13 protein-coding genes are annotated in these 20,992 nt (G+C 73.0%); 6 read left to right on the plus strand and 7 right to left on the minus strand.

Features of this window, described 5'->3' with window-relative positions; translation table 11 throughout:
* The coding region (locus tag ACRX5S_RS21130; protein WP_436774567.1) for a GAF domain-containing protein at nt 1-1,175 on the minus strand (1,175 nt) is incomplete at its 3' end.
* Between the two features lie 150 nt (nt 1,176-1,325).
* Here ACRX5S_RS21130 and ACRX5S_RS21135 point away from each other — a divergent pair.
* The 6 genes from ACRX5S_RS21135 to ACRX5S_RS21160 all read left to right on the plus strand — a co-directional run bounded on the left by ACRX5S_RS21135 (nt 1,326) and on the right by ACRX5S_RS21160 (nt 11,369).
* Nucleotides 1,326-2,126 carry an alpha/beta fold hydrolase gene (locus ACRX5S_RS21135; RefSeq protein WP_436774568.1) on the plus strand — a complete coding sequence of 267 codons (801 nt, stop codon included), beginning with the start codon at nt 1,326-1,328 and terminating at the stop codon, nt 2,124-2,126.
* A gap of 95 nt (nt 2,127-2,221) precedes the next feature.
* Complete coding sequence (locus tag ACRX5S_RS21140; RefSeq protein WP_436774569.1) at nt 2,222-3,151, plus strand: SAM-dependent methyltransferase; 930 nt, start codon at nt 2,222-2,224, stop codon at nt 3,149-3,151.
* A gap of 459 nt (nt 3,152-3,610) precedes the next feature.
* Entirely contained in the window at nt 3,611-6,340 is a 2,730-nt protein-coding gene (locus tag ACRX5S_RS21145) for a SpoIIE family protein phosphatase (protein WP_436774570.1), read from the plus strand.
* Complete coding sequence (locus ACRX5S_RS21150) at nt 6,315-8,441, plus strand: SpoIIE family protein phosphatase (protein ID WP_436774571.1); 2,127 nt, start codon at nt 6,315-6,317, stop codon at nt 8,439-8,441. The genes ACRX5S_RS21145 and ACRX5S_RS21150 overlap by 26 nt, the downstream gene beginning before the upstream one ends.
* A 298-nt stretch (nt 8,442-8,739) precedes the next feature.
* Entirely contained in the window at nt 8,740-9,435 is a 696-nt protein-coding gene (locus tag ACRX5S_RS21155; RefSeq protein WP_436774572.1) for a polysaccharide deacetylase family protein, read from the plus strand.
* A gap of 149 nt (nt 9,436-9,584) precedes the next feature.
* Nucleotides 9,585-11,369 carry a hypothetical protein gene (locus ACRX5S_RS21160; protein ID WP_436774573.1) on the plus strand — a complete coding sequence of 595 codons (1,785 nt, stop codon included), beginning with the start codon at nt 9,585-9,587 and terminating at the stop codon, nt 11,367-11,369.
* Between the two features lie 122 nt (nt 11,370-11,491).
* On the opposite strand, the gene ACRX5S_RS21165 is transcribed toward ACRX5S_RS21160, so the two are convergent.
* The 6 genes from ACRX5S_RS21165 to ACRX5S_RS21190 form a co-directional block, all read right to left on the minus strand.
* Nucleotides 11,492-12,613: a glycerophosphodiester phosphodiesterase gene (locus ACRX5S_RS21165; RefSeq protein WP_436774574.1), complete on the minus strand. Its 1,122-nt coding sequence runs from the start codon at nt 12,611-12,613 to the stop codon at nt 11,492-11,494.
* A gap of 141 nt (nt 12,614-12,754) precedes the next feature.
* Nucleotides 12,755-14,419, minus strand: a complete 1,665-nt coding sequence (locus ACRX5S_RS21170) for a serine/threonine-protein kinase (RefSeq protein ID WP_436774575.1) — start codon at nt 14,417-14,419, stop codon at nt 12,755-12,757.
* Nucleotides 14,420-14,607: 188 nt separating this feature from the next.
* Nucleotides 14,608-16,878, minus strand: coding sequence for a (Fe-S)-binding protein (locus ACRX5S_RS21175; RefSeq protein WP_436774576.1), 2,271 nt, complete (start codon nt 16,876-16,878; stop codon nt 14,608-14,610).
* A gap of 189 nt (nt 16,879-17,067) precedes the next feature.
* Nucleotides 17,068-18,048 carry an electron transfer flavoprotein subunit alpha/FixB family protein gene (locus tag ACRX5S_RS21180; RefSeq protein WP_436774577.1) on the minus strand — a complete coding sequence of 327 codons (981 nt, stop codon included), beginning with the start codon at nt 18,046-18,048 and terminating at the stop codon, nt 17,068-17,070.
* Between the two features lie 92 nt (nt 18,049-18,140).
* Nucleotides 18,141-18,938: an electron transfer flavoprotein subunit beta/FixA family protein gene (locus ACRX5S_RS21185; protein ID WP_436774578.1), complete on the minus strand. Its 798-nt coding sequence runs from the start codon at nt 18,936-18,938 to the stop codon at nt 18,141-18,143.
* Nucleotides 18,939-19,177: 239 nt separating this feature from the next.
* The gene (locus ACRX5S_RS21190) at nt 19,178-20,893 is read right to left on the minus strand and encodes an alkaline phosphatase D family protein (protein WP_436774579.1); all 1,716 of its coding nucleotides are present in this window, start codon (nt 20,891-20,893) and stop codon (nt 19,178-19,180) included.
* Nucleotides 20,894-20,992 lie beyond the last annotated feature (99 nt).

Below are 20,992 nucleotides of genomic sequence, written 5' to 3' on the forward strand. Positions count from 1 at the left end.
GCCGCGACGTCGCGGTCCAGGTCGAGGAAGTCGGCCTCGTACTCGCCCGTGACGCGGTACGGGTCGGAGGCCAGGCGGTGGCCGAGGATCGCGCGCAGCCGGGCCAGTTCGGCGCGTACGGTGATGGCGCGACCCTCCGGCCCGTACACCTCGGCGGCCAGCGCCTTCGCGGTCAGGCCGCCCGGCTCGGCGAGCAGCAGCGCGATGATCTCGCTGTGCCGTCGGGCCAGTTCGTGGGTCGTCCCGGCCACCTCCAGGCTCGCCCGGGCGCGGCCCAGGCCGTGGAAGCGCAGGGTCGGGGTGACGACCGGGCCGGTCGCCGCGTCTCCGGCGGTCACCAGGAACAGCCCTCCCGCGGCGAGGCGTTCGACCAGCACGACCTGGCCGCCCGGGAGCACCGCGTGGCCCTCCTGCGGGGGGCCGGGCAGCTTGCCGGGCAGCCAACCGGGCGGGTCGGCCTGCACGACGGCCCCGTCCGGCGCGACTATCGCGCTGCGCGTGCCGAGGCGGCGGGTGAGGCGTTCGACGTAGCGGTTGCGCACGCGGGCGGTCTCGCGCAGGCGTACCGCCTCCAGTTCGGACAGCGCGAGGCGGCGCGCGGTGTCCAACAGCGGCACCGCGAGCGGCTGCCAGTCGCGTTCGGCGCAGGTGAAGTCCAGGATGCCGAGCAGTTCGCCGGTCGCCGGGTCGTGGATCGGTGTGGCGGTGCAGGTGAACGCGGTTGCGGCGGACAGGAAATGCTCGGCGCCGAAGACCTGGAACGGCCGCCCGGTCGCCAGCGCGGTGCCCACGCCGCTCGTCCCGGCGAACTCCTCGCTCCACAGCGCGCCCGGCAGCAGGTGTGCCCGCTCGGCGACGCGCAGCGTGCTGTGGTCGCCCTCGACCCACAGGAGGTGGCCGTCGGCGTCGCTGAGGAACAGCAGTTGCCCCGGTCCCGAGGTGGCCGCGGCCAGCGAACGCCTGAGCACCGGCCAGACCTTGGCCAGCGGGTGCGACGCGCGGCGTTCCGCGAGTGCGTGGTCGTCCAACGGCACGGGCGGCAAATAGGCGTCCGGGGGAAGGCCGTTGCGCCGGGCCCGCGACCAGGACGCCCGGATCGACGGCCGGACGGCGGAGGATGTTCCGTCGCCGCCCAGGGCGCGTTCCCGCGCCCGTGTTCCCCCTCGATCCGACATACCGCCCAACCTACAACCCTGACGCAACCCCTTGCGTGCGCGTGCTCACCGCATGGCGTGTCGGCCAGAATCGTGGAACCGAGTCGCCGCGCGACTCGTCGAACTGGTCAGCGCCCGCTGTCGCGGAGGATGGGGTCCCCAGTGCCGTACGTGGAATTGTCCGACGGTGTGCCGCTCCACTACGAGGACCACGGCGCGGGCCGCCCCGTGGTCCTGCTGCACGGCTGGACCATGAACAGCACCTTCTGGGCCGGCAACGTGCCCGCGCTGTCGGCGGACCACCGTGTCATAGCAGCGGACTTCCGCGGCCACGGCAAATCGGGCAAGACCCCTGAAGGCCACTCCATAGCCCAATACGCGCGTGACATCCGGGAGTTGCTGGCGCAACTGGACGCCGAGGACGCCACACTCGTCGGTTGGTCGATGGGCACCGCCGTGATCCTGTCGTACGTCCGGCAGTTCGGCTGCGACGGACTGCGCGGCGCCGTCTTCGTCGACCAGTCACCGCGCTTCCTGGACGGCCCCGACTGGCAGTTCCCCCTCCTCGGCGGTTACTCGCCCACCGACCTCGCGGTCTTCGCGCAAACCGTGCGGTACGCCCGGCCGTTGGCGATCAAGCCGTTCATCGAGGCGTGCTTCGCGAAGCAGCCGCCCGCGGAGAACGTCGACGCGGCGTACGCGGAGACGACGCAAACCCCCACACAGGCCGCATTGGACGTGTGGATGGACATGGCGCACGCGGACTTCCGCACGGTTTTGCCGCGAGTCAGCGTGCCGACCTTGTTGATCTACGGAGAACAGAGCAAGATTTTCCCCGGCGACCTCGCCGGCCACTTGGCCGACACACTTCCGGACGCGCGGGTCGAGCGATTCGCCGAGAGCGGACATGTGCCATTCGTCGAGGAGCAGGCCCGCTTCGACGCCGTCGTGACGGAGTTCCTCCGCCGCTGAGGCCGCCCGAGAGGGCGGCGGAGGCGGCGGGCCACCCCGTCCTGACAGGGAAGGCCCGCAGGGCGCCCCGCGGACCAGACCGGAGACCACGAGTGATGCCGATGCCGGAGGACGAGCGCGGTTCGCGCGCACGCTCCGCGTGCCGGGCGCCGGACGCGATGGGGGCGCAGCGACTGCCCCCGCCGCGCGGACAGGCGGTGCCGCCGCAGGCGGCACACCCGCCGGAGCCGCTTCCGGTGCGCGTCCCGATGTTCCGGACCGACCGGCCGCACCCGGCCCGCATGTACGACTATTACCTCGGCGGCAAGGACAACTTCGCGATCGACCGGGAGGCCGCCGAGACGGCGCTCGCGGCGGCGCCGGAGATCCGCGAGATGGCCCGCCACAACCGGGGTTTTCTGCGCCGCGCGGTGGCTTTTGCGGCGCGCTCCGGGGTCGGGCAGTTTCTGGACATCGGCGCGGGGCTGCCCACCGCGGGCGATACGTACGACTACGCCCGCACCGGCTCCCGCGACGTGCGGGTCGTCTACGTCGACAACGACCCGATGGTCCTCGCGCACGCACGCGCCCTGCTGGCGCGCCCCGGCGGGGCGGCGAGCGTGGTGGGCGGCGACCTGCGGGAGCCGGAGGCGCTGCTGGCGGAGCCGGAGCTGGGCGCCGTGCTGGACTTCGAACGGCCGGTGGCGGTGGTCCTCACCGCCGTCGTGCACTACCTCTCCGAGGAGGACGAGCCCGGCCGCGTCCTCGCCACCCTCATGAACGCCCTCGCTCCCGGCAGCCTGCTGATCCTGTCGCACACCACCGGCGACGTGAACACCGACTCCGCCCACGCCGCCGCGGGCGCGTACCAGCAGGCCTCCACCTCGATGACCCTCCGCTCGCACAAAGAGGTCACCGCCCTCTTCGACGGCCTGGAGATCGTCGACCCCGGCATAGTCCAGGTCCCTTACTGGCGCCCCGACCGCCACCCCCGCAACGGCAGCGACCGAATGTGGATGTACGCCGGCGTAGCCCGCAAGGTCTGAACGACACCTGGAACCCCCGACCCACGAGCCTGCTCGGTGACGTCCCCCGGGCGCGCCCGGACGGCGGGTCGACGGTGGCGGTCTCCGGCTGATCGGCGGGGAGGGCCCGTCCGACGTGGTTTCGGGGGTTGGGGCGGTGCTTGACGGCGCTGGACCGCGGCGTCGGCGATTGCTCCACCGCGAGTTCCGGGGCGTGCTTGACGGCGCTGGACGGTGGCGTCGGCGATCGCTCCACCGTGACTTCACGAGCGCGATCCGTGGGGCGGGTTGTTCGGCTGTCCCGTTGGGACAGGTCTTGGTGGGCGGGGGTTTTGGGGGTGGTGTGACCGGGATGTTTAGGTGAGCGGGTTTGGTGGTTGGCTTGACATGGGGGCGGGGGAGGCGTACCCCGAGAAATATGTGCGAGCGATTTGCGTGGGTGGAACTGCGCTGCGCGAGCCGGTGTGGAGGGGCGGCACGGTGACCGGCATTGCGCCTGAGCCGGGGGCCGTTCACGGGCGTGCCCAGGAGGGGGCCGGGCGGGGGGCGCCGGAGGCGGGGGCCGAGGGGGCGGGCGCGGGCTATCAGGACGCGTTGGGGGATGCGCTCGACGAGGCTCTGTCGACGGGGCTCGCGCAGGCGGTGCAGGCCACGGGGGCGTACGGCGGGGTCGCCTATCTGCGGTCCCCCGATCGGCGGGCTCTGGTGCTGGCGAAAGTCGCGGGGCTGTCGGTGTCGCTGGTTGATCCGTGGGCGCGTATTCCGGTGCATGGGGCGATGCCCGCGGCTGAGGCGTTCCGGACCGGGCGGATCGTGTTTCTCGCCGACGCGGGGGAGACGATGCGGCGGTTTCCGCAATTGGCGCTCGGTATGCCGTACGCGTTCGCCTCGGCGACCGCCGCGGTGCGGTGTGGGAGCGAGGCGTACGGCGCCCTCGTGCTGCTCTGGCCCGCGACGCCCGGGCAGGATCTCACCGCGGCGCGCCGTCGCCGGCTGCGCGCCGCGTGCGTGCGCCTCGGCACGGTGCTGGACGAGATCGCCGACCGTGGTGAGCCCGTCGAATACGACGGCATGCCGACCGCCGCCGCGCTCTGGACCCCCGTCCTGTCCCCGATCCGTGTCGGGCTGTTCGACTGGAACACCGAGACCGGCGCCTTCGAGGCCGACGACGTGCTGTGCGAGCTGTTCGGCGTACCCCCGGGGGACTTCGACGGCCGCGCCGCCACGCTCGCCGCGCGCGTGGTGTCCGGCGGTGGCCGGGAGTTCCGTGAGGCGGCCCGGCGGGCCGTGGACACCGGGCGGGTCCTCGCGTGGCGCCTCCAGGTCGAGGCGGAGGGCGGCGTACGCAGGCTGCTGGAGGTGTGGGGCCGCGTCCCCGACAACTCCGGGCCGCACCTCGTCGGCGCGGTCCTCGACCTCGGCTTCGGCGCCGCCGCCGCGGAGGCGGTCGAGCGGCTGCGCGACGGCGTGTTCTCGCTCGACCCCGACGGTCGCATCACGTACGCCAACCGCAACCTCCAGGGCATGCTGGGCGTCCGCCTGGAGGACGTCATCGGCCGCACGCCGTGGGAGGCGTTCCCGTGGCTCGCGGACCCCTCGTACGAGGACCGCTACCGCGCCGCCATGCTGTCGCAGCAGCCCGGCGCCTTCCTGGCCCGCACGCCGCACGACCGCTGGCTCGCGTTCTCGCTCTACCCCGACCCGTACGGCGTGACCGGCAAGGTCGTCCCGGTCGGGCCGCCGCCCGGCGCGCCCGGCGGCCGTGGCGGCGCCCCCGACACCCGCCCCGCGCCTCCGCAGGCGCCGACCCTGCCCGCGACGCCCGCCCGGCTCGGCGCCATCTATCACGTGCTCCAGATGGCCGGCGCGCTCACCGAGGCGGTCAGCGTGGACGAGGTCTGCGAGGTCGTCGCGGACCAGATCCTGCCCGCGTTCGGAGGGCAGGAGCTGGCCGTCTACATCGTGCGGGACGAACGCTTCCACCTGGTCCGGCAGACCGGCTATCCGGAGGGCTTCCTGGACCGGTTCGAGGGAGTGACGACGGAGGCGGTGCTCCCCGGCGTCGACGTGCTCACGCACGGGGTGCCGATCTTCTTCGAGTCGGTGGCCGATCTCGTCGGCGCGTACCCCGGCATCCCCGTCGACGAGATGTCGTCGTGGGCGTTCCTGCCGCTCATCGCCTCCGACCGGCCGGTCGGAAGCTGCATCCTGGGCTTCGACCGGCGCCACGTGTTCAGCCCCGAGGAGCGCTCGGTGCTCACCGCACTCAGCGGGCTCATCGCCCAGGCCCTGGAGCGCGCCCGGCTGTTCGACGCGGAGTCCGCGCTCGCCCGCGGCCTCCAGCACGCGCTGCTCCCGCACCGGCTGCCCGACCTCCCGCACCTGGAGGTCGCCGCCCGCTACCTGCCCGGCACCCAGGGCATGGAGATCGGCGGCGACTGGTACGACGTCATCGACACCGGCGACGCGGTCGCGCTGGTGATCGGCGACGTCGAGGGCCACAACGTCGCGGCGGCCGGGATCATGGGCCAACTCCGCAGTGCCGTCCGGGCGTTCACCACCGGCGGCAAGGAGCCGGGACAGGTCGTCTCGTGCACCAACCAGCTCCTCGCCGACCTGGACCCCGGGCTGTACGCGAGCTGCTGCTACATCGAACTCGCCCCGCGCACCGGCGTCTGCCGCGTGGTCCGGGCGGGCCACCCGCCGCCGATCCTGCGCGGGCCGGACGCCGCGACGCGCGTCCTCGACGTGGCCGGGGGCACCCTGCTCGGCGTGGACCGCGCGTCCGAGTACCCCGTCACCCGGGTCGTCCTGCGCCCCGGCTCACTCCTCGCGCTCTACACCGACGGCCTCGTGGAGGACGCGGGCGACGACATCGGCAACGGCATCGAACGGCTGCGCACGTCCCTGGCCCGCTGCCACCCGCCGGGCGGGACCGACCGCACCCCCATGCCGGTGGCCGAGCTCGCCGACCGCCTGGTGCACGACGCGGGTCGCGTCACCGACCGGGCCGACGACGTCGCGTTGTTGCTGACGCGCTGGACGGGGGAGGGCAGCGACAAGGGAGGCATGGCGAAGACGGAGACGGGCACGGGAACGCGTACGGGATCCGGCACGCGCACCGGCCGGGACAAGGGCTTGGGGGCCGGACGGGAGCACCGGCGACGGAACGGAGCGGAGGACCATGGGCACGCCGAACGCCCGGCCTGACGGCCGCGACGCCGACGGGCCCTGGAGGCTCCCGGCCGGATGGGACTGGGCACTGGTCGACCACCTGCTCGGCCGCGCACCCCTGGGCATGGCCCTCATGGACACCGACCTGCGCTGCGTGTGGCTCAACGACGCACTGGAGCGCGGCGGCGGCATTCCGCGGGCCAAGCGCCTCGGACGCAAGCTCGCCGACATCCTCCCGGACCTCCCCGCCGCGACCATCGAGGCCAACATGCGCCGCGTGCTGGCCACCGGCGAGTCGCTGATCGACGTGGAGTACCGCGGCCGGACGGCGGCCGACCCGGAGCACGAACACGCGTACTCCACCTCGTTCTTCCGCGTCGACGACCCGAACGGCGAACCGCTCGGCATCTGCTACGCCGTCGTGGACGTCACCGACCGCTGGCGCGCGCGGCGGCGCATGGCGCTGCTGAGCGAGGCCGGGATGCGCATCGGCACGACGCTGGACGTGGCGCGCACCGCCCAGGAGCTGGCCGACGTCGCGGTCCCCGGGCTCGCCGACTTCGCCGCCGTCGATCTGCGCGAGCCCGTGCTGCGCGGCATCGAGCCGGCCCCGGGACCGGTCACCGGCGAGCCGGGGCTGCGGCGCGTCGGACAGCGATCGGCCCGCGACGACCCACGGGAGTCGTACGCCAGGAACGGCGAGTACGTCCCGGTCCGCGATGATTCGCCCGCCGCGCGCTGCCTCGTCGACCGGCGCGCGGTCCTGGAACCGGTCCTCGACCCGGAGTCCGTGGGGTGGATCGCCCGGGACCCCGAGGTCGCCCGGCGCCTGCGCGCGGTGGGGCTGCACTCGCTGATGGTCGTCCCGATAGCGGTCCGCGACCGCGTGCTGGGCGTCGCGCACTTCTTCCGGCGCGGCACCCCCGAGCCGTTCGAGGGCGACGACCTCATCCTGGCCGAGGAGTTCGTCTCAAGGGCCGCGGTCAGCATCGACAACGCGCGGCGCTTCGCGCACGAGCACGCCGCGACCCTCGCGTTGCAGCGCAGCCTCCTGCCGCACGGGCTGCCGCGCCAGACGGCCGTCGAGGTCACCTCGCGCTACCTGCCCGCCGACGACCGCACCGGAGTGGGAGGCGACTGGTTCGACGTGATCCCGCTGTCGGGCGCGCGGGTGGCCCTGGTCGTGGGCGACGTCGTCGGCCACGGTACGCACGCCGCGGCGACCATGGGACGCCTGCGCGCGTCCGTGCACACGCTCGCGGACCTCGACATGCCGCCGGACGAACTCCTCGCCCACCTGGACGACTTGGTCATGCGCTTCGTCGACGAGGAGGGCCGGGGCGAGGCCGGTCTCGACACCACCGCCCTCGGCGCGAGCTGTCTGTACGCGGTGTACGACCCGGTGAGCCGCCTGTGCACGCTGGCCCGCGCCGGACACCCGCCGCCTGCGCTGGTACGCCCTGGTGGCGAGGTGGAGTTCCCGGACCTGCCCGCGGGACCGCCGCTCGGGCTGGGCGGCATGCTGTTCGAGTCGACGGAGCTGGAACTGCCCGCCGGGACACTGCTGGTGCTCTACACGGACGGCCTGGTGGAGTCCCGGGCGCACGACATCGACCAGGGCCTCGACCTGCTGGGCGCGGCGCTGGACCGCCCCGACCGGCCACTGGACGACATCTGCGCGACCGTCCTGGACTCGCTCGTGCGCCGGCCTCCGGAGGACGACGTCGCCCTCCTCGTCGCCCGCACTCGCACGCTGGACGCCTCGCGCGTCGTCTCCTGGGAGCTGCCGGCCGACCCCGCGGTCGTGGCCGAGGCGCGCGAGCGCGCCACCACGCAACTCGCCGAATGGGGGCTCGACGACATCGCCTTCACCACCGAACTGGTGGTCAGCGAACTGGTCACCAACGCGATCCGGTACGCCGCCGGGCCCATCAACCTGCGCCTGATCCGGGACGACACCCTGATCTGCGAGGTCTCGGACGCGACCAGCACGTCCCCGCGCCTCCGCCACGCCCGAACCTCCGACGAGGGCGGCCGCGGACTGTTCCTGGTCGCCCAGTTCACGCAACGCTGGGGCACCCGCTACACGGCAGGCGGCAAGACCATCTGGGCGGAACAGCCGATCGCGGAGGCCTGAGCGGAGAACCCGGAACGGGACCACCCGTAAGCCTCCTCCGCCCTACGCGCCTGCCCGTGCCCACGCTTGCACGCCCGCTCGCTGCCGCGCCGACCCGGATCGGTGATGCAGCCTTCCCGGCACGGAATCCGCCACCATCCCCCTTCCCTTCACCCTCTTTCACCCGTCCGTGTCGTCATGCGGCGGAGTCGAATGCCCGTTTGGCGACGTGGGTACGGCCTCCTGCGGCGTCGTCGGGACGCCTCAGGCATCGCCCGGTGCGTGTGTGGCTCGGGGTGGCGGGATGGGTGGTGTTCGCGTGCGGGTTCGTGCGTTCGTCGGTGGGCTGGTCGTCGTCCTGTTGTCCGCGCTCCTCGGCCCCGGGGCCGGTACCGCGCATGCGGACTCGGTGGACTGCCGCCGCGCCAAGTGTGTCGCGCTGACGTACGACGACGGGCCCGCGGCGGAGTCGACCGGGATCCTCCTCGACCACCTGCGCGCGCACCGGGTCCGGGCGACGTTCTTCATGCTCGGCGTGCAGGCCGACAGGTTCCCGCGGGTGGCCCGCCGGGTGGCCGACGAGGGGCACGAGATCGCGAACCACACGTACGGGCACAAGGACCTGCGCACGCTCCGCACCGCGGAGGTGCGACGCGAGGTGGTCCGAGGTGCGGCCGCCGTCGCCCGCGCGACCGGGCGCCACCCGAGCCTCGTGCGGCCGCCGTACGGCTCGCAGGACCAGCGGGTCCGGGCCGCGATCAATGCGCCTGTCGTGCTGTGGAGCGTGGATCCGCGCGACTGGGCCGACCGCGAGGCGCGCACGGTGACGTCGCGGGTCCTCGGCGCCGTACGTCCGGGATCGATCGTCCTGATGCACGACATCCACCGCTCGACCGCCGACGCGGCCCCCGCGATCGTCACCGGGCTCCGTAAGCAGGGCTACCGCCTGGTGACCGTGTCCGAACTGTACGGCGGGGCGAAGCTGACGGCGGCCAAGGTCTACCGACAGCGCTGACCCCGGCGCCGACCCCCCCATCCCCAATCGAACGGCCGCCCGCAACCACGCACGTCCCAAGCTTTGGGCAAACAACGCCCTCCGGGCCCCGGTCCGCTCGGCACAGGGCGGTGCCGCCTCATACGATGGTGATCAAGTGAGGGGGCGGTGTGAGCGTCAAGACCGTAGGGCCGGCATGGCTGCCGGCAAGAGCGGGACTCGGACCGGTCGCCGCGTGGGCGTCCGCAGCGGGGTCGCCGCGTGAGGCGTTGTTCCTGGGATTCCCCGTCGAGCGCGGATCCGAGGCCGACAGCGCCGTCCAGGCCGCGCGCGGGCTCGGAGCCAGGACCGCGGTGATCGCGGACGTGCCGTACGGCGTCCACCCGCCGGCTCCGGAGCGACCGCCGCACGGCACCGGTCGTCCCTTCGCCCCACGCGTGGTGCTCCTGCTCGGCGACGAGTCCGCGCGGCTGGCGATCGGAGCGGCCGGGGCGGCCGAGGCCGCGGACGGCGGCGCCCTGTGGACCTCGCTGGCCTGCGACGGTGGCGCGTCGCACGCAATGCTCGCGGACCTCGCGGACTGGCTGGAGCTGCTGCCCGCGACCGTCGGATTCCCGACGTGGGCGGAGGCGCACCTGCGCGAGCTCGCCGACATCGTCGCCGAACGACATATAAGCGCCCCCGACGACGACGCGCCGCCGGGGCCACCCGGTACCGAAGCCCGCCTCCTGCACAACCTGCAAGCCCCTCTGCTCGACCGCCTTCCCGAGGGCCCCGTCGACGAACTGCACTTGTCCGCACCGGTTGTGGACGCCGATGCCCGCGCCGTACGCGCCCTCGTCGCACGCCTCGCCCCCTCCCGCATCGCCCTCGCCCTCCCGCCGCCGCGCGTCGGTTACGACCCGGACGCCTACGCCGCCGCACTCGCCGGCCGCGACGCGGAGATCCGCATCGTCGACGACGCCCACATGCCGCAGGCCCGCCTCGTGCAGTGGCGCACCGGTGACACCTGGACCGTGCTGACCGGCGGAGCGGACCTCACCTGGGCCGCACTGGGCGAGGCGGCCGGCGCCGGCGGCACGGTGGAACTCGCGGTTCTCACGGGCGGCGACCCGGCGCTGATGCCGCGTGAGGGCCTGCGGATCGCGGGGACCGCGGGCGACCAGGCGGTTCGCGGCGGGTCCGCGGTGGACCGAGAGGCCGCGGCCAGCATGACGGCGGCGGCTTCGAGCCCGACTCCGAGGTCCTCTCCGGCATCCGCACCCGCACCTGCTGCCGGACGCTTCCCCGAACCGGTTCCGCCGCCGGTGGCCGCGCCCGTCGCGACACCGCAGTCTGTCCCGACACCGCAGCCCGTTCCGGTGCCTGCACCTGTTCCGGTCGCTCCCGGTGCCGCCGCCCCCGACAGCCCGCAGCCTTCGTCCGCCGAAACTCCGGCAGCGGCAAGCCTGTCCGCGCCCGCGCCCGCGCCCGCCGCACCCGCCTGGCAGGACGACGATTTCCTGGACGACAAACCGGAGTTCGAGGGCCCGTATGCCGACGCCCTCGCCTCCCTCGCGCAGTCCGGCTGGTCCGCCGACGACCAGGACGGGATCTGGGAGGTCACCGGCTCGTTCGCCAACCCTCTGCCGGTGGCGGCGCAGGCGGTCGACGCGCTCGGGCCGTACCACGAAGGGCTGTTGCTGGTCCGTGCGGCGAGCAAGGGCCGCTGGGTGTTCCTCGCCTGGAACGGCCGCGAGTTGGTGATGCTGAAGCACGACCAGCCGGTGTGGCGGACGTACCGCGTGGACGCGCCCGCAACTCCCGGTTCCCGCTTCAGCGGTGGCAGCGTCGCCGTGCCGGGCCTGGTCGCGACCACGCCGCAGGTCAAGGGGGCGCCGCCCGTACTTGCTGGAATGCTCGGCGAACTGGGCTGGGACTACCCGGAGTTGATCAAGCGGCTGTTCGTCGACTGACGAAGCAGGCGGTTTGTGACGGAACACGCGTGACGCCCGACCGCGGGCCGCGGTCGGGCGTCGTGGCGTATGCCGTGCCGTGCGCGCACGGCATACCGGGGAATCCGCGCTGCTGACGGGAGTCAGTCCGGCAGGCCCTCGCGGGCCGCGACCGCGGTGTCCGGCTGGTCGGCGAACACGCCGTCCACGCCGAGGCCGTAGAACAGCTCGTACTCCGCGGTGACGTCGCCGCGGGCGTTCGGGTCGGCGCCGATGCGGAAGTCGGTCGGCAGGAACTGGTTCTCGGCCCGGAACGTCCACGCGTGCACGACCAGTCCGACGCGGTGCGCGTCGCGTACCACCGTGGTCGGGGGCAGCAGCTTGCCGCTCGCGTCGCGCGGCACGAGGAGGTTCTTGTTGGTGCCGACGCCGTCCGCGTATGTCGCGATCCACTTCAGGTTCGCGGCCGTCGCGAGATCCTGGTAGGTGCGCGGGTCGCCGGAGACGGTGAAGTCGTAGGGCTTGCCGGACGCGTCGAGCAACTGCGCCAGCTTCACGTCCGTCATCTTGTCGAGCCTGCGCAGGTTCGCCGTCTCGAACGACTGGATGATCACCGGCGCCTTGCGGCCGGTCAGCCGGTTGCGGCGAAGCAGGTCCACCAGCGGCTCTTCGAGCGGCAGCCCGATGGACCGGAAGTACGTCGGGTGCTTGGTCTCCGGGTAGATGCCGATCGTCCGGCCCAGGCGGCGGCCCTCGCTGCGCGCCAGGTCCACGACCTCCTGGAGCGTGGGCACCTCGAAGCGGCCGTCGAACGCCGTGTTGGTCGGCCGGACCAGCGGCAGGCGCTCCTTCGCGCGGAGCGTCTTGAGTTCGGCGAGCGTGAAGTCCTCGGTGAACCAGCCGGTGACGGCCGTGCCGTCGATCGTCTTGGTGGTCTTGCGCCCCGCGAACTCCCCGCGCGCGGCGACGTCGGTCGTGCCGGAGATCTCGTTCTCGTGCCGCGCCACCAGCACCCCGTCGCGCGTCGACACGAGGTCGGGTTCGATGTAGTCGGCGCCCATGCGGATCGCGAGACGGTACGCCTCAAGCGTGTGCTCCGGACGGTGGCCGCTGGCTCCCCGGTGCGCGATCACCAGCGGCTCGGCGGACGGGCGCGACGGCAGGTCCCCGCTGCCGTGCGCCGACGCGGGGCCCGCGGCGCCCGTCGTGACCAGGGTGGCGAGCAGCGCGCCGGCCAGGCCGAGTGCGGGAAGAACACGTCTCAACGTCGTCTCCTGTCGATTGACCCGACTGACTGTCCGGGCCGAGTCAAACGACGAAGGGCGACGCGCGGTGGCGGTGCATCTGACGCCCTGATGAAGCTCTCGCGAACGTCCGGCGTGAACCGGGGGCGCTGCGGTGCCCGGTCAGTACTCCGAGCAGGCGGACGGCACCTGCGCGCCGACGACGGTCCCCAGGCTACAGATCGCGTCGGCGCCCACCACCCAGCGCCCGTCCTCCAGGACCGCGCTGTACGCGATCTCCCCGGTCGTCGGTATGCCGTTGGTGAGCCACTTGACCAGGACCTCCGCCGTCGTGGCGCCGACGTCGACCCGGTGCACCGCCACGGTGACCGTGGCCAGAATCGGATTGGCGAAGACCTGGTCGATGAAGGCGTCCAGGCGGTCCGCGTCCTGGATCTTCCCCTTTCGCAAGTCGATCGGTTTGGAACCGTCGAAGGCCAGGGAGTACGCCTCGACGATCGACTTCTGCGCACTGGTGCCGGGGATCAGGGTCGGCTCCGCGGTGGCGAGCGGGGCGTTCGTCCGGCCTGCTGCCGTCGCTGCGCCGGGGGTGGCGCCGGAGCCCGGGGCGTTCGCGACCGACGAGTCCGACGTGCCGGTGGCGGTTCCGGTGCCCGTTGCCGATGCGGTCGTGGGCTGCTTCGCGGCGTCCGAGGACGGGTCGTCGCCGGAGCCCGAGCCCCGCACGGCGAGCCACACGACGAGTGCGACGACCACGGCACCGGCTGCGATGGCGATGACGGGCTTGGGGCCGAGAGCGAACCGCCGTGCGGGGGCGCCGGTTTGTCTGCCGGCTCCGATCACTACCGGATTCCCGTCCGGTCGCGCGACCGGGTCCGTGGGCGCGTCGGCCGGTGGCGGCGGCGCCGGGATTCGCAGGTCGGTCGGACCGGCGCCCGGCGGATACTCGGGCGGTGCGGGACGCGGTTGCGCGTTGTTCTCCCGCGGCACAGGGCTCGACGGCGCCGTGCGGCCGACACTCGGGATGCGGTTCAGCCGGTCGAGCGTTTCCGCGGCCGAGTTCGGGCGGTCGTCGGGGTTCTTCGCGAGCAGGGCCAGGATCAGGTCGTCGAGTTCCGGGGGTACGCCGCCGCGCAGCGCGCCGGGGCGTTCCGGCGGTGTCTCCAGGTGGGCGTACATCAGCGCCATCGGCTCGGTGGTCCCGAACGGTGTTTTCCCGGTGAGGAGTTCGTGGAGGACCCAGCCCAGCGAGTAGAGGTCGCCGCGCGCGTCGCCGGACCGCCCGCGGACGCGTTCCGGGGCCATGTAGGCGAGGGTGCCCATGATCGCGGTGGACCGCGTGGTGGCGGCCGCGAACCTGGCGATGCCGAAGTCGAGGACCTTGACGGTTCCTTCGGTGGTGAGCATCAGGTTGGACGGCTTGAGGTCGCGGTGCACGACGCCGTTCGCGTGCGCGACCGACAGCGCGGCGGCCACCTGGGCCGACCAGTCGACCGCGACGGCGATCTCGGGAGGCCCGGCGTCCCGCAACTCCCGGGCGAGGTCGTGGCCTTCGAGGAGTTCCATGACCAAGTAGAGGGTGCCGGTGCCCGGTTCCCGGCCGAGGTCGAAGACGGTGACCACGCCGGGGTGCCGGAGCCCACCGGTGATGTGGCCCTCGCGGAGGAAGAGTTCGGCCCCGGACGGGTCGTCGAGGTCGTGCGGCAGCAGTTTGACCGCGACACCGCGGCGGATGCGGGCGTCGCGGGCCTCCCAGACCTCGCCCATGCCGCCGCGGCCCAGCAGCCGTATCAGCTCGTACCGGCCAGCCAGGACCCGACCGATCACCCTGCACACCCCCGTTGCCACGCGACTTGCCGCCGCCCGGAGTTTACGGGCGCGGGGCGCGGGCCGGGCGTTCACGGGGACGGCCGGAGCACGAAACCCCCTGGCCGGGCGGCGCGGGCAGGCGCGGCCGGGGGTTTCGCACTGCGGCGTTCGGCGGCGTGGACTGGATGCCGCCGGGGGTACGCGGATCAGCCGTCGCCGGGGGACACCTTCGTCTCCGGCGGGTTGGCGGAGTCCGTTCCGCCCGCGGACGCGGAGCCGTTGGACCGCGCGGCGGCCGTGCCGTTCCCGGCCGCGGTCGAGGGCGTTGCGGAGGGTGCCGCGGCCGGCTTATCCGGCATGCCGGGGCGGCGTTGGATGGAGCGGAGCAGCACTTCGGACACGTCGGTGACGCGTACCGACTCCGCCGCCTTGCCCTCCTGCTTGCGCACCGCGACGCCGTCGGTCAGCATCACGATGCAGTACGGGCATGCCGCGGTGACCAGGTCCGGTTCGGTGCTCAGCGCCTCGTCGGTCCGCGTCTCGTTGATGCGGGAGCCGATCGTCTCCTCCATCCACATGCGCGCGCCTCCCGCCCCGCAGCAGAAGGAGCGTTCGCGGTTGCGCGGCATCTCGGTGAGGCGAACGCCCGGGACGCTGCCGAGGATTGCCCGCGGTGGGCTGAACACCCGGTTGTGCCGGCCCAGGTAGCACGGGTCGTGGTAAGTCACCGCCGCGTCCACCTCGTTCGCCGGCACCAGCTTGCCCTCCTCGACCAGCTTGGCCAGCAACTCCGTGTGGTGGACGACCTCGTAGTGGCCGCCGAGCTGCGGGTACTCGTTGCCGAGTGCGTTGAAGCAGTGCGCGCAGGTGACCACGATCTTCTTGGTCTCGCGCTCGCCGAAGGCGGCGTTGAGCGTCTCGACGTTCTGCTGCGCCAGTTCGTGGAAGAGGAGTTCGTTGCCCATGCGCCGGGCCGCGTCGCCGGTGCAGCCTTCGTCGCGGCCGAGGACCGCGTACCCGACACCGGCCTCGTGCAGCAGCTCGGCGACCGCCCGGCTGGTCTTCTTGGCATGGTCGTCGAGCGATCCGGCGCAGCCGACCCAGTAGAGGTATTCGACGTCCTCGGGAATCTCCTCGCCGCCCAACACCCGGACCTCGAAGGGGAGTCCGGCGGCCCATTCCATGCGGGCCTTCTTGCCGCGGCCCCACGGGTCGCCCTTGCGCTCCAGGTTGCGCATCATCGAGGCGGCTTCCTTGGGGAACTCCGACTCCATCATCACCTGGTAGCGGCGCATGTCGACGATGTGGTCGATGTGTTCGATGTCGACGGGGCACTGCTCGACGCACGCACCGCAGGTGACGCACGACCACAGGACGTCGGGGTCGATCACGCCGTTGACGTCCGAGCCTCCCACGAGCGGGCGTTCGGCCTCGGCGGCCTGCGCCTCGGGCAGGGCCGCGCGGGCTTCGTCGGACGAGGCGAGCAGGTACGGCGCCTTCGCGAGCGCGTGGTCGCGCAGCGACATGATGAGGAGCTTGGGGGAGAGAGGCTTGTCGGTGTTCCAGGCGGGGCACTGCGACTGGCAGCGGCCGCACTCGGTGCAGGTCGCGAAGTCCAGCAGGCCCTTCCAGGTGAAGTCCTCGATCGCGCCGCGACCGATCTTGTCGTCCTCGTCGGGGTCCTCGAAGTCGACCGGCTTGCCGCCCGAGTAGACCGGCAGCAGTGTGCCGAGCGCGCGCGGACGGCGCGAGAACAGGACGTTCAGCGGGGCCAGGAAGATGTGCAGGTGCTTGGAGTACACGACGAGCACCAGGAACGTCAGGACGATGCCCAGCGAGAGCAGCACCGCGACGTGTTCCAGGATCTCGTTGTTGTGCTCGCCCATCGGCTCCAGCAGTTCGCCTACCGCTTCCGAGGCGAACGCGCCGTTCTCGAACGGGAAGGTGCCGGTGTTGGTCTGCGAGCCGCGGAAGAGCAGAAGCGTCCACATGACGTTGAAGATCATGAAGAGGACCAGCCAGGCGGCGCCGGTGTGCGAGCCGAAGAACCGCGAGCCGCGACCGCCGCGTTCGGGCGACTGGCGCAGACGGATGGCGGCGAAGGCCACGATGCCGACCAGCACGGCGACGATGAAGGTGTCCTCCAGCGCGCCGAGCCAGGCCATCTTGCCGATCAGCGGGATGTGGAAGTCCTCGTCGAACAGTGCCCCGTAGCCCTCCACGATCGTCGCGCCGAGGATCACGAAACCCCAGAACACCGCGAAGTGCGCGGCCCCCGCACCGGTCCACTTGAGCAGCTTGCGTTGCCCGAGCACCTCGGTGGTGACGGCCCACAGCCGGGTCCCGACGTCACGCGTGCGGTCCGGATCCACCGGCTGGCCGGTGCGGCCCAGCCGGTAGAGGGTCAGGACACGCCGACCGGCGAGCGCGAACGCCACCGCCGTGATCGCCAGTCCGATGATGAGTCGTGCGACCACTTGCGCCTCCGAGGTCTCGGGTACTCGTACGCCGTGCCTGGTGCTCCGTTCTCGCCGTGCTGTTCTGCGGTGCTGTGCTGCGGTGTTGTCCTGCGGTGCTGTCCTGCCGTGCCGTCTCGCGGTGCTGTCCTGCGGTGCTGTGCTGCCGGGTTGTGCCGCCGTGCTGTTCCCCGCCCGGCTTTCGGTACGTCAGATCGCTTCGTCGGCAGCGGGGTTCCGCCGCCGGGCCAGTTCCTCCAGCAGTGCCGGGAGCACTTCGTGGAGGTCGCCGACCACCCCGACGTCCGCGATCTGGAAGATCGGCGCCGACGGGTCGCGGTCGATCGCCACGATGGTCGCGGCGTGCTGGATCCCCGCGCGGTGGTGCACCGACCCGGAGATCCCGCAGGCGATGTAGAGGCGCGGGTGCACGATCGCCCCCGTCTGCCCGATGAGCGCGTCCTGCGGGCACCACCCCAGGTCGGCCGCGGCGTGCGTCCCGCCGACGGCCGCGCCCAGGGCGTCCGCGACCTTCTCCACCAGGGCGAACCCCTCGGCCGATCCGACGCCGCGGCCGCCCGCGACCACCACCGAGGCGGCGGCGACCGACGGCCTGCGGTCCGGCTTGCGGGTGCGCGCGACGACGCGTACCCGCCGCTCGGCCTCCGGCAGTGTCACGCGCATCAGTTCGACAGCGGGTTCCACCGCGGCCTCCGGGGGAGCCGGGGCGGGCGCCGTGGTCCCGCACGCGACGGTGACGACGGGCGTGGCCCCGCGTACCACCGACTCGACGCGGTACGCCCCGCCGCAGACCTCCTGCACGGCCACCGGCCCGTCGGGATCCGCGAACACGTCGACCGCGTCGGTGATGATCCCCGAGCCGAGGCGCACCGCCACGCGCGCGGCGATCTCTCGGCCCTCCCGGTCGGACGGCACCAGCACGGCCGCCGCCGACATCTGCCATGCGAGTTCGGACAACGCGTGGACCGCGACCGCGGTCGACGCCGCGCCGCGCGCGGCACCGGCGGCCGTCCCGTCGGCCGGCTCCGCAGCCATGTCCTCGACGACGCACACGCGCGTCGCGCCGTGCCGTCCCAGGGCCGCGACGACGCGCGGCGCGGCCGGCCGGCGCATCACCGCGACGGGCGGGCCGAGGCGTCTGGCCATGCCGAGCAACCGGTACCCGGACACACAGACGGCGCCTTCGGCACCGTCACACTCCACGAGCACGAGCACAGGTTGCACAGGGAGCCTCCCGCGCGTTCCTCGGCCGGACGCCCGGCTCAGATCAGTTGGTGCTCCGTCAGATAGCTCGCCAGTTGCTCCGCCGCGTCGCGGGCCTCGCCCCGGACGATCAGCGCGGGCCGCTGCCCCGCGTACGGCGTCACGCTGCGCACCACCGTCGCGGAGGCGCCGAGGCCCACTTCGTCGGGGCGGATGCGCAGGTCGGCGAGCGACCACGTGCGTACGACCTTGCCCCGCGCCTCGACGACCGAGCGGTAGGCCGGATAGCGCGGTTCGCCCACGCGGTCGGTCACCGAGACCACCGCGGGTATGGGGACGGCGATGTCGTCGGTGGTCGCGCCGCCGTCGCGCCGCACGACGACCTCGTCCTCGCCGACCCACACCGCGTCCGCCTCGCAGGCGGCCGGCACGCCGAGGCGTTCGGCGACCATCGCGGGCACCACCGACATGCCCGAGTCGGTGGACGCCGTACCGCACAGCACCAGGTCGAATCCGATGCGGCGGACGGCCGCGGCCAGCACCAGCGACGTCGCCTGCGCGTCGGATCCGTGCAGCGCGTCGTCGACCACGTGTACCGCCTCGTCGGCGCCGAGGGCCAGGGCCCGGACCAACGCCCTCGCGGCGCCCGGCGGTCCCATCGTCACGACGCAGATCTGCACGTCCATGCGGCGTCTCGCGATCCGCATGGCCTGTTCCACGGCGTACTCGTCCGGCTCACCGAGCCGACAGGTCAGCGCTTCCCGGTCCAGTGTCAGGTCGTCGGCGAACATCCCGTCCGCCAGGGGACGGTCGACGGTCTCGTCCGGGACGTGCTTGACCAACACCACAAGCTTCACCGCTGCTCGCCTCCGCTCGCCTGCGGATCGTGCTGCCGGATGCCGAGTGTAGGGGCAGCGCACCACGATCGACAGGGGCACGCGGGCATGGGATCAACGACGAAATCCCTTGCTGTGCTTGATCATTCGGCACATGATCGAGGATCTTGGACGGGGTCGGGGGCGGCGGCCGCGACGTCGGCGTTCCGCGGCGCGGGCGCTGCCGCGCAGTGGTGCGGGCGGGGCAACGCGGGCGCGGTTCAGCGGAGTTTGGCGGTGCCGATCCGGCGGAGCCACGGGTCGCCGCCGCCGCGCGGGCGCATGGCGCGGTCCAGGGCCAGTTCGGCTTCGCGGCCGTGGAGTGTGAGTGACATCAGGTGGTTGCCGAACCACGGGCCGCCCAGTTTCGTCCAACGCACCGGTCTCGGCGGGAGCTTCGCGTGCCGGGCGAGGAGGGCGCCGATGCGGGTGGCCACGGCGCCCCAGCCGAGCCGGAAACCGAAGCGGATTCCGACCGGGACCGCGTTGTGCAGCGGGGAGCAGGTGAACTGGACCACACGGGCGGGGCGTTGGGGCTCCTTGCCGTTGGTGGCGGTGGTCTCGTGCGCCGGCCAGTCCGCCTCCGCCGCGTACGCGTGGTGCACGTCCCCCGACAGGACGGCGATCGTCGCGGGCGGCCGTCCCTCGGCCCGGGGGCCGTCCGCCGCGATGCGTTCGAGCACCCCGGTGAACGCCGCGAACGACTCGCGGAACGCGGCCCAGTGCTCCAAGTCGCCCGCCCGGCGCACCTTTTCGCTGATGCGCGCGATCCGTGGGCCGCGGGCGCCCGCGCACAGGGCCTCGTTCCACGATTCCAAGTCGTGGATGGCGTGCGGCAGCAGCCAGGGGAGCGAGCTGCCGATCAGGAGGTGGTCGTACCCGCCCTCGTCGAACTGCTCCTCGGCCCAGGCCAGTTCGCCGGAGCTGATGATGTGGCGGTCCTTGGGCGTGAGGACGCGTCCGGCCCGGGTGTCGAGCATGACGAGGCGCGTGCGTCCGAAGTCGCGGCGGTAGCTCCACCAGGCGCGCGGGTGGTCCCGGTCGCCGTTGCCGGCGTCCGCGTCGGCGCGGAGTGCGAAGGCGCGCAGGATCTCCTCGGCCTGCGCGGGGTCGGCGGCGTCCCGCACCTTCGCGTAGGTCTCGTCGGCGGCCAGCGCGCCGGGGTCGAGGTTGCCGAGGTGCTGGTACACCCAATAGGACGCGAACGCCCCGCCGATGCGCTCGGGCCACCACGGCAGCGCGGCCATGTCGGTGCGCCACGTGTGCGAGGTGTTCCAGTCGTCCACGATCTCGTGGTCGTCGAAGATCATGGCGCTCGGCACGGTCGAGAGCAGCCAGCGGATCTGCGGGTCGCCCCAGGACTCGTGGTAGAGCAGCGCGTACTCATGGTAGTCGGCGACCTGCGGACCGGGTGGTCGGGAGATGTCGCGGCGGGCGGCCAAGCGGTCGCGCATGCGGACCGAGATCTCGTCGGCGTACACCTGGTCGCCGAGCAGCAGCAGGGCGTCCGGCAGTTCGTCGGGGGTGCCGCCCGCGAGCCGGGTCGCGAAGGTGTCGAGGACGTCGGGGTCGAGATGCCTTTCGTCGGGCTCCTCGCGGTTCGGCGGTCGCGACCAGCGGCACGAGCCGAAGGCGATGCGCCGCGGCTCGGCGTCGTCCCCGGCCGTGCGGATCACGCTCGGCGGGAACACCGCCGGGTGGGGCGGCCACACCTGGCGTCCGTCCAGCAGCACGCGGTAGGGGCGGGTGCGGGCGGGAGCCAGGCCGTCCACGACCACGATCGCGTAGTGCCTGCCGAACACCGACCACGTGGCGGCCTCGCCCGCGGCGTCGTCGCACTCCACGCGCACCGAGCCCGGCCCGTCGGTCTCGACCCACACCGTGGCGGTCGTGCGTCCCGCGTAGCGCAGCGCGGGGCCCAGCACGAGGTCGGCCATCGCGGCACCCCTCCTCCACCGGCACTGTGGCCGGGTCGGCGTTTCGGTTCCGCTTTGTGTGTGCCCGGTCGAGGGCGGGGTACGCGGCATGCCTCGGTC

It is taken from the genome of Yinghuangia sp. YIM S09857, assembly GCF_051388915.1.
Taxonomy (GTDB): Bacteria; Actinomycetota; Actinomycetes; order Streptomycetales; family Streptomycetaceae; genus Yinghuangia.

What these genes read in the sequence shown, in the direction of transcription:
- ACRX5S_RS21140 (WP_436774569.1), top strand. Translation starts at nt 2,222, where the DNA reads ATGCCGATGCCGGAGGACGAGCGCGGTTCGCGCGCACGCTCCGCGTGC.
- ACRX5S_RS21190 (WP_436774579.1), bottom strand. Translation starts at nt 20,893, where the DNA reads ATGGCCGACCTCGTGCTGGGCCCCGCGCTGCGCTACGCGGGACGCACG.
- ACRX5S_RS21150 (WP_436774571.1), top strand. Translation starts at nt 6,315, where the DNA reads ATGGGCACGCCGAACGCCCGGCCTGACGGCCGCGACGCCGACGGGCCC.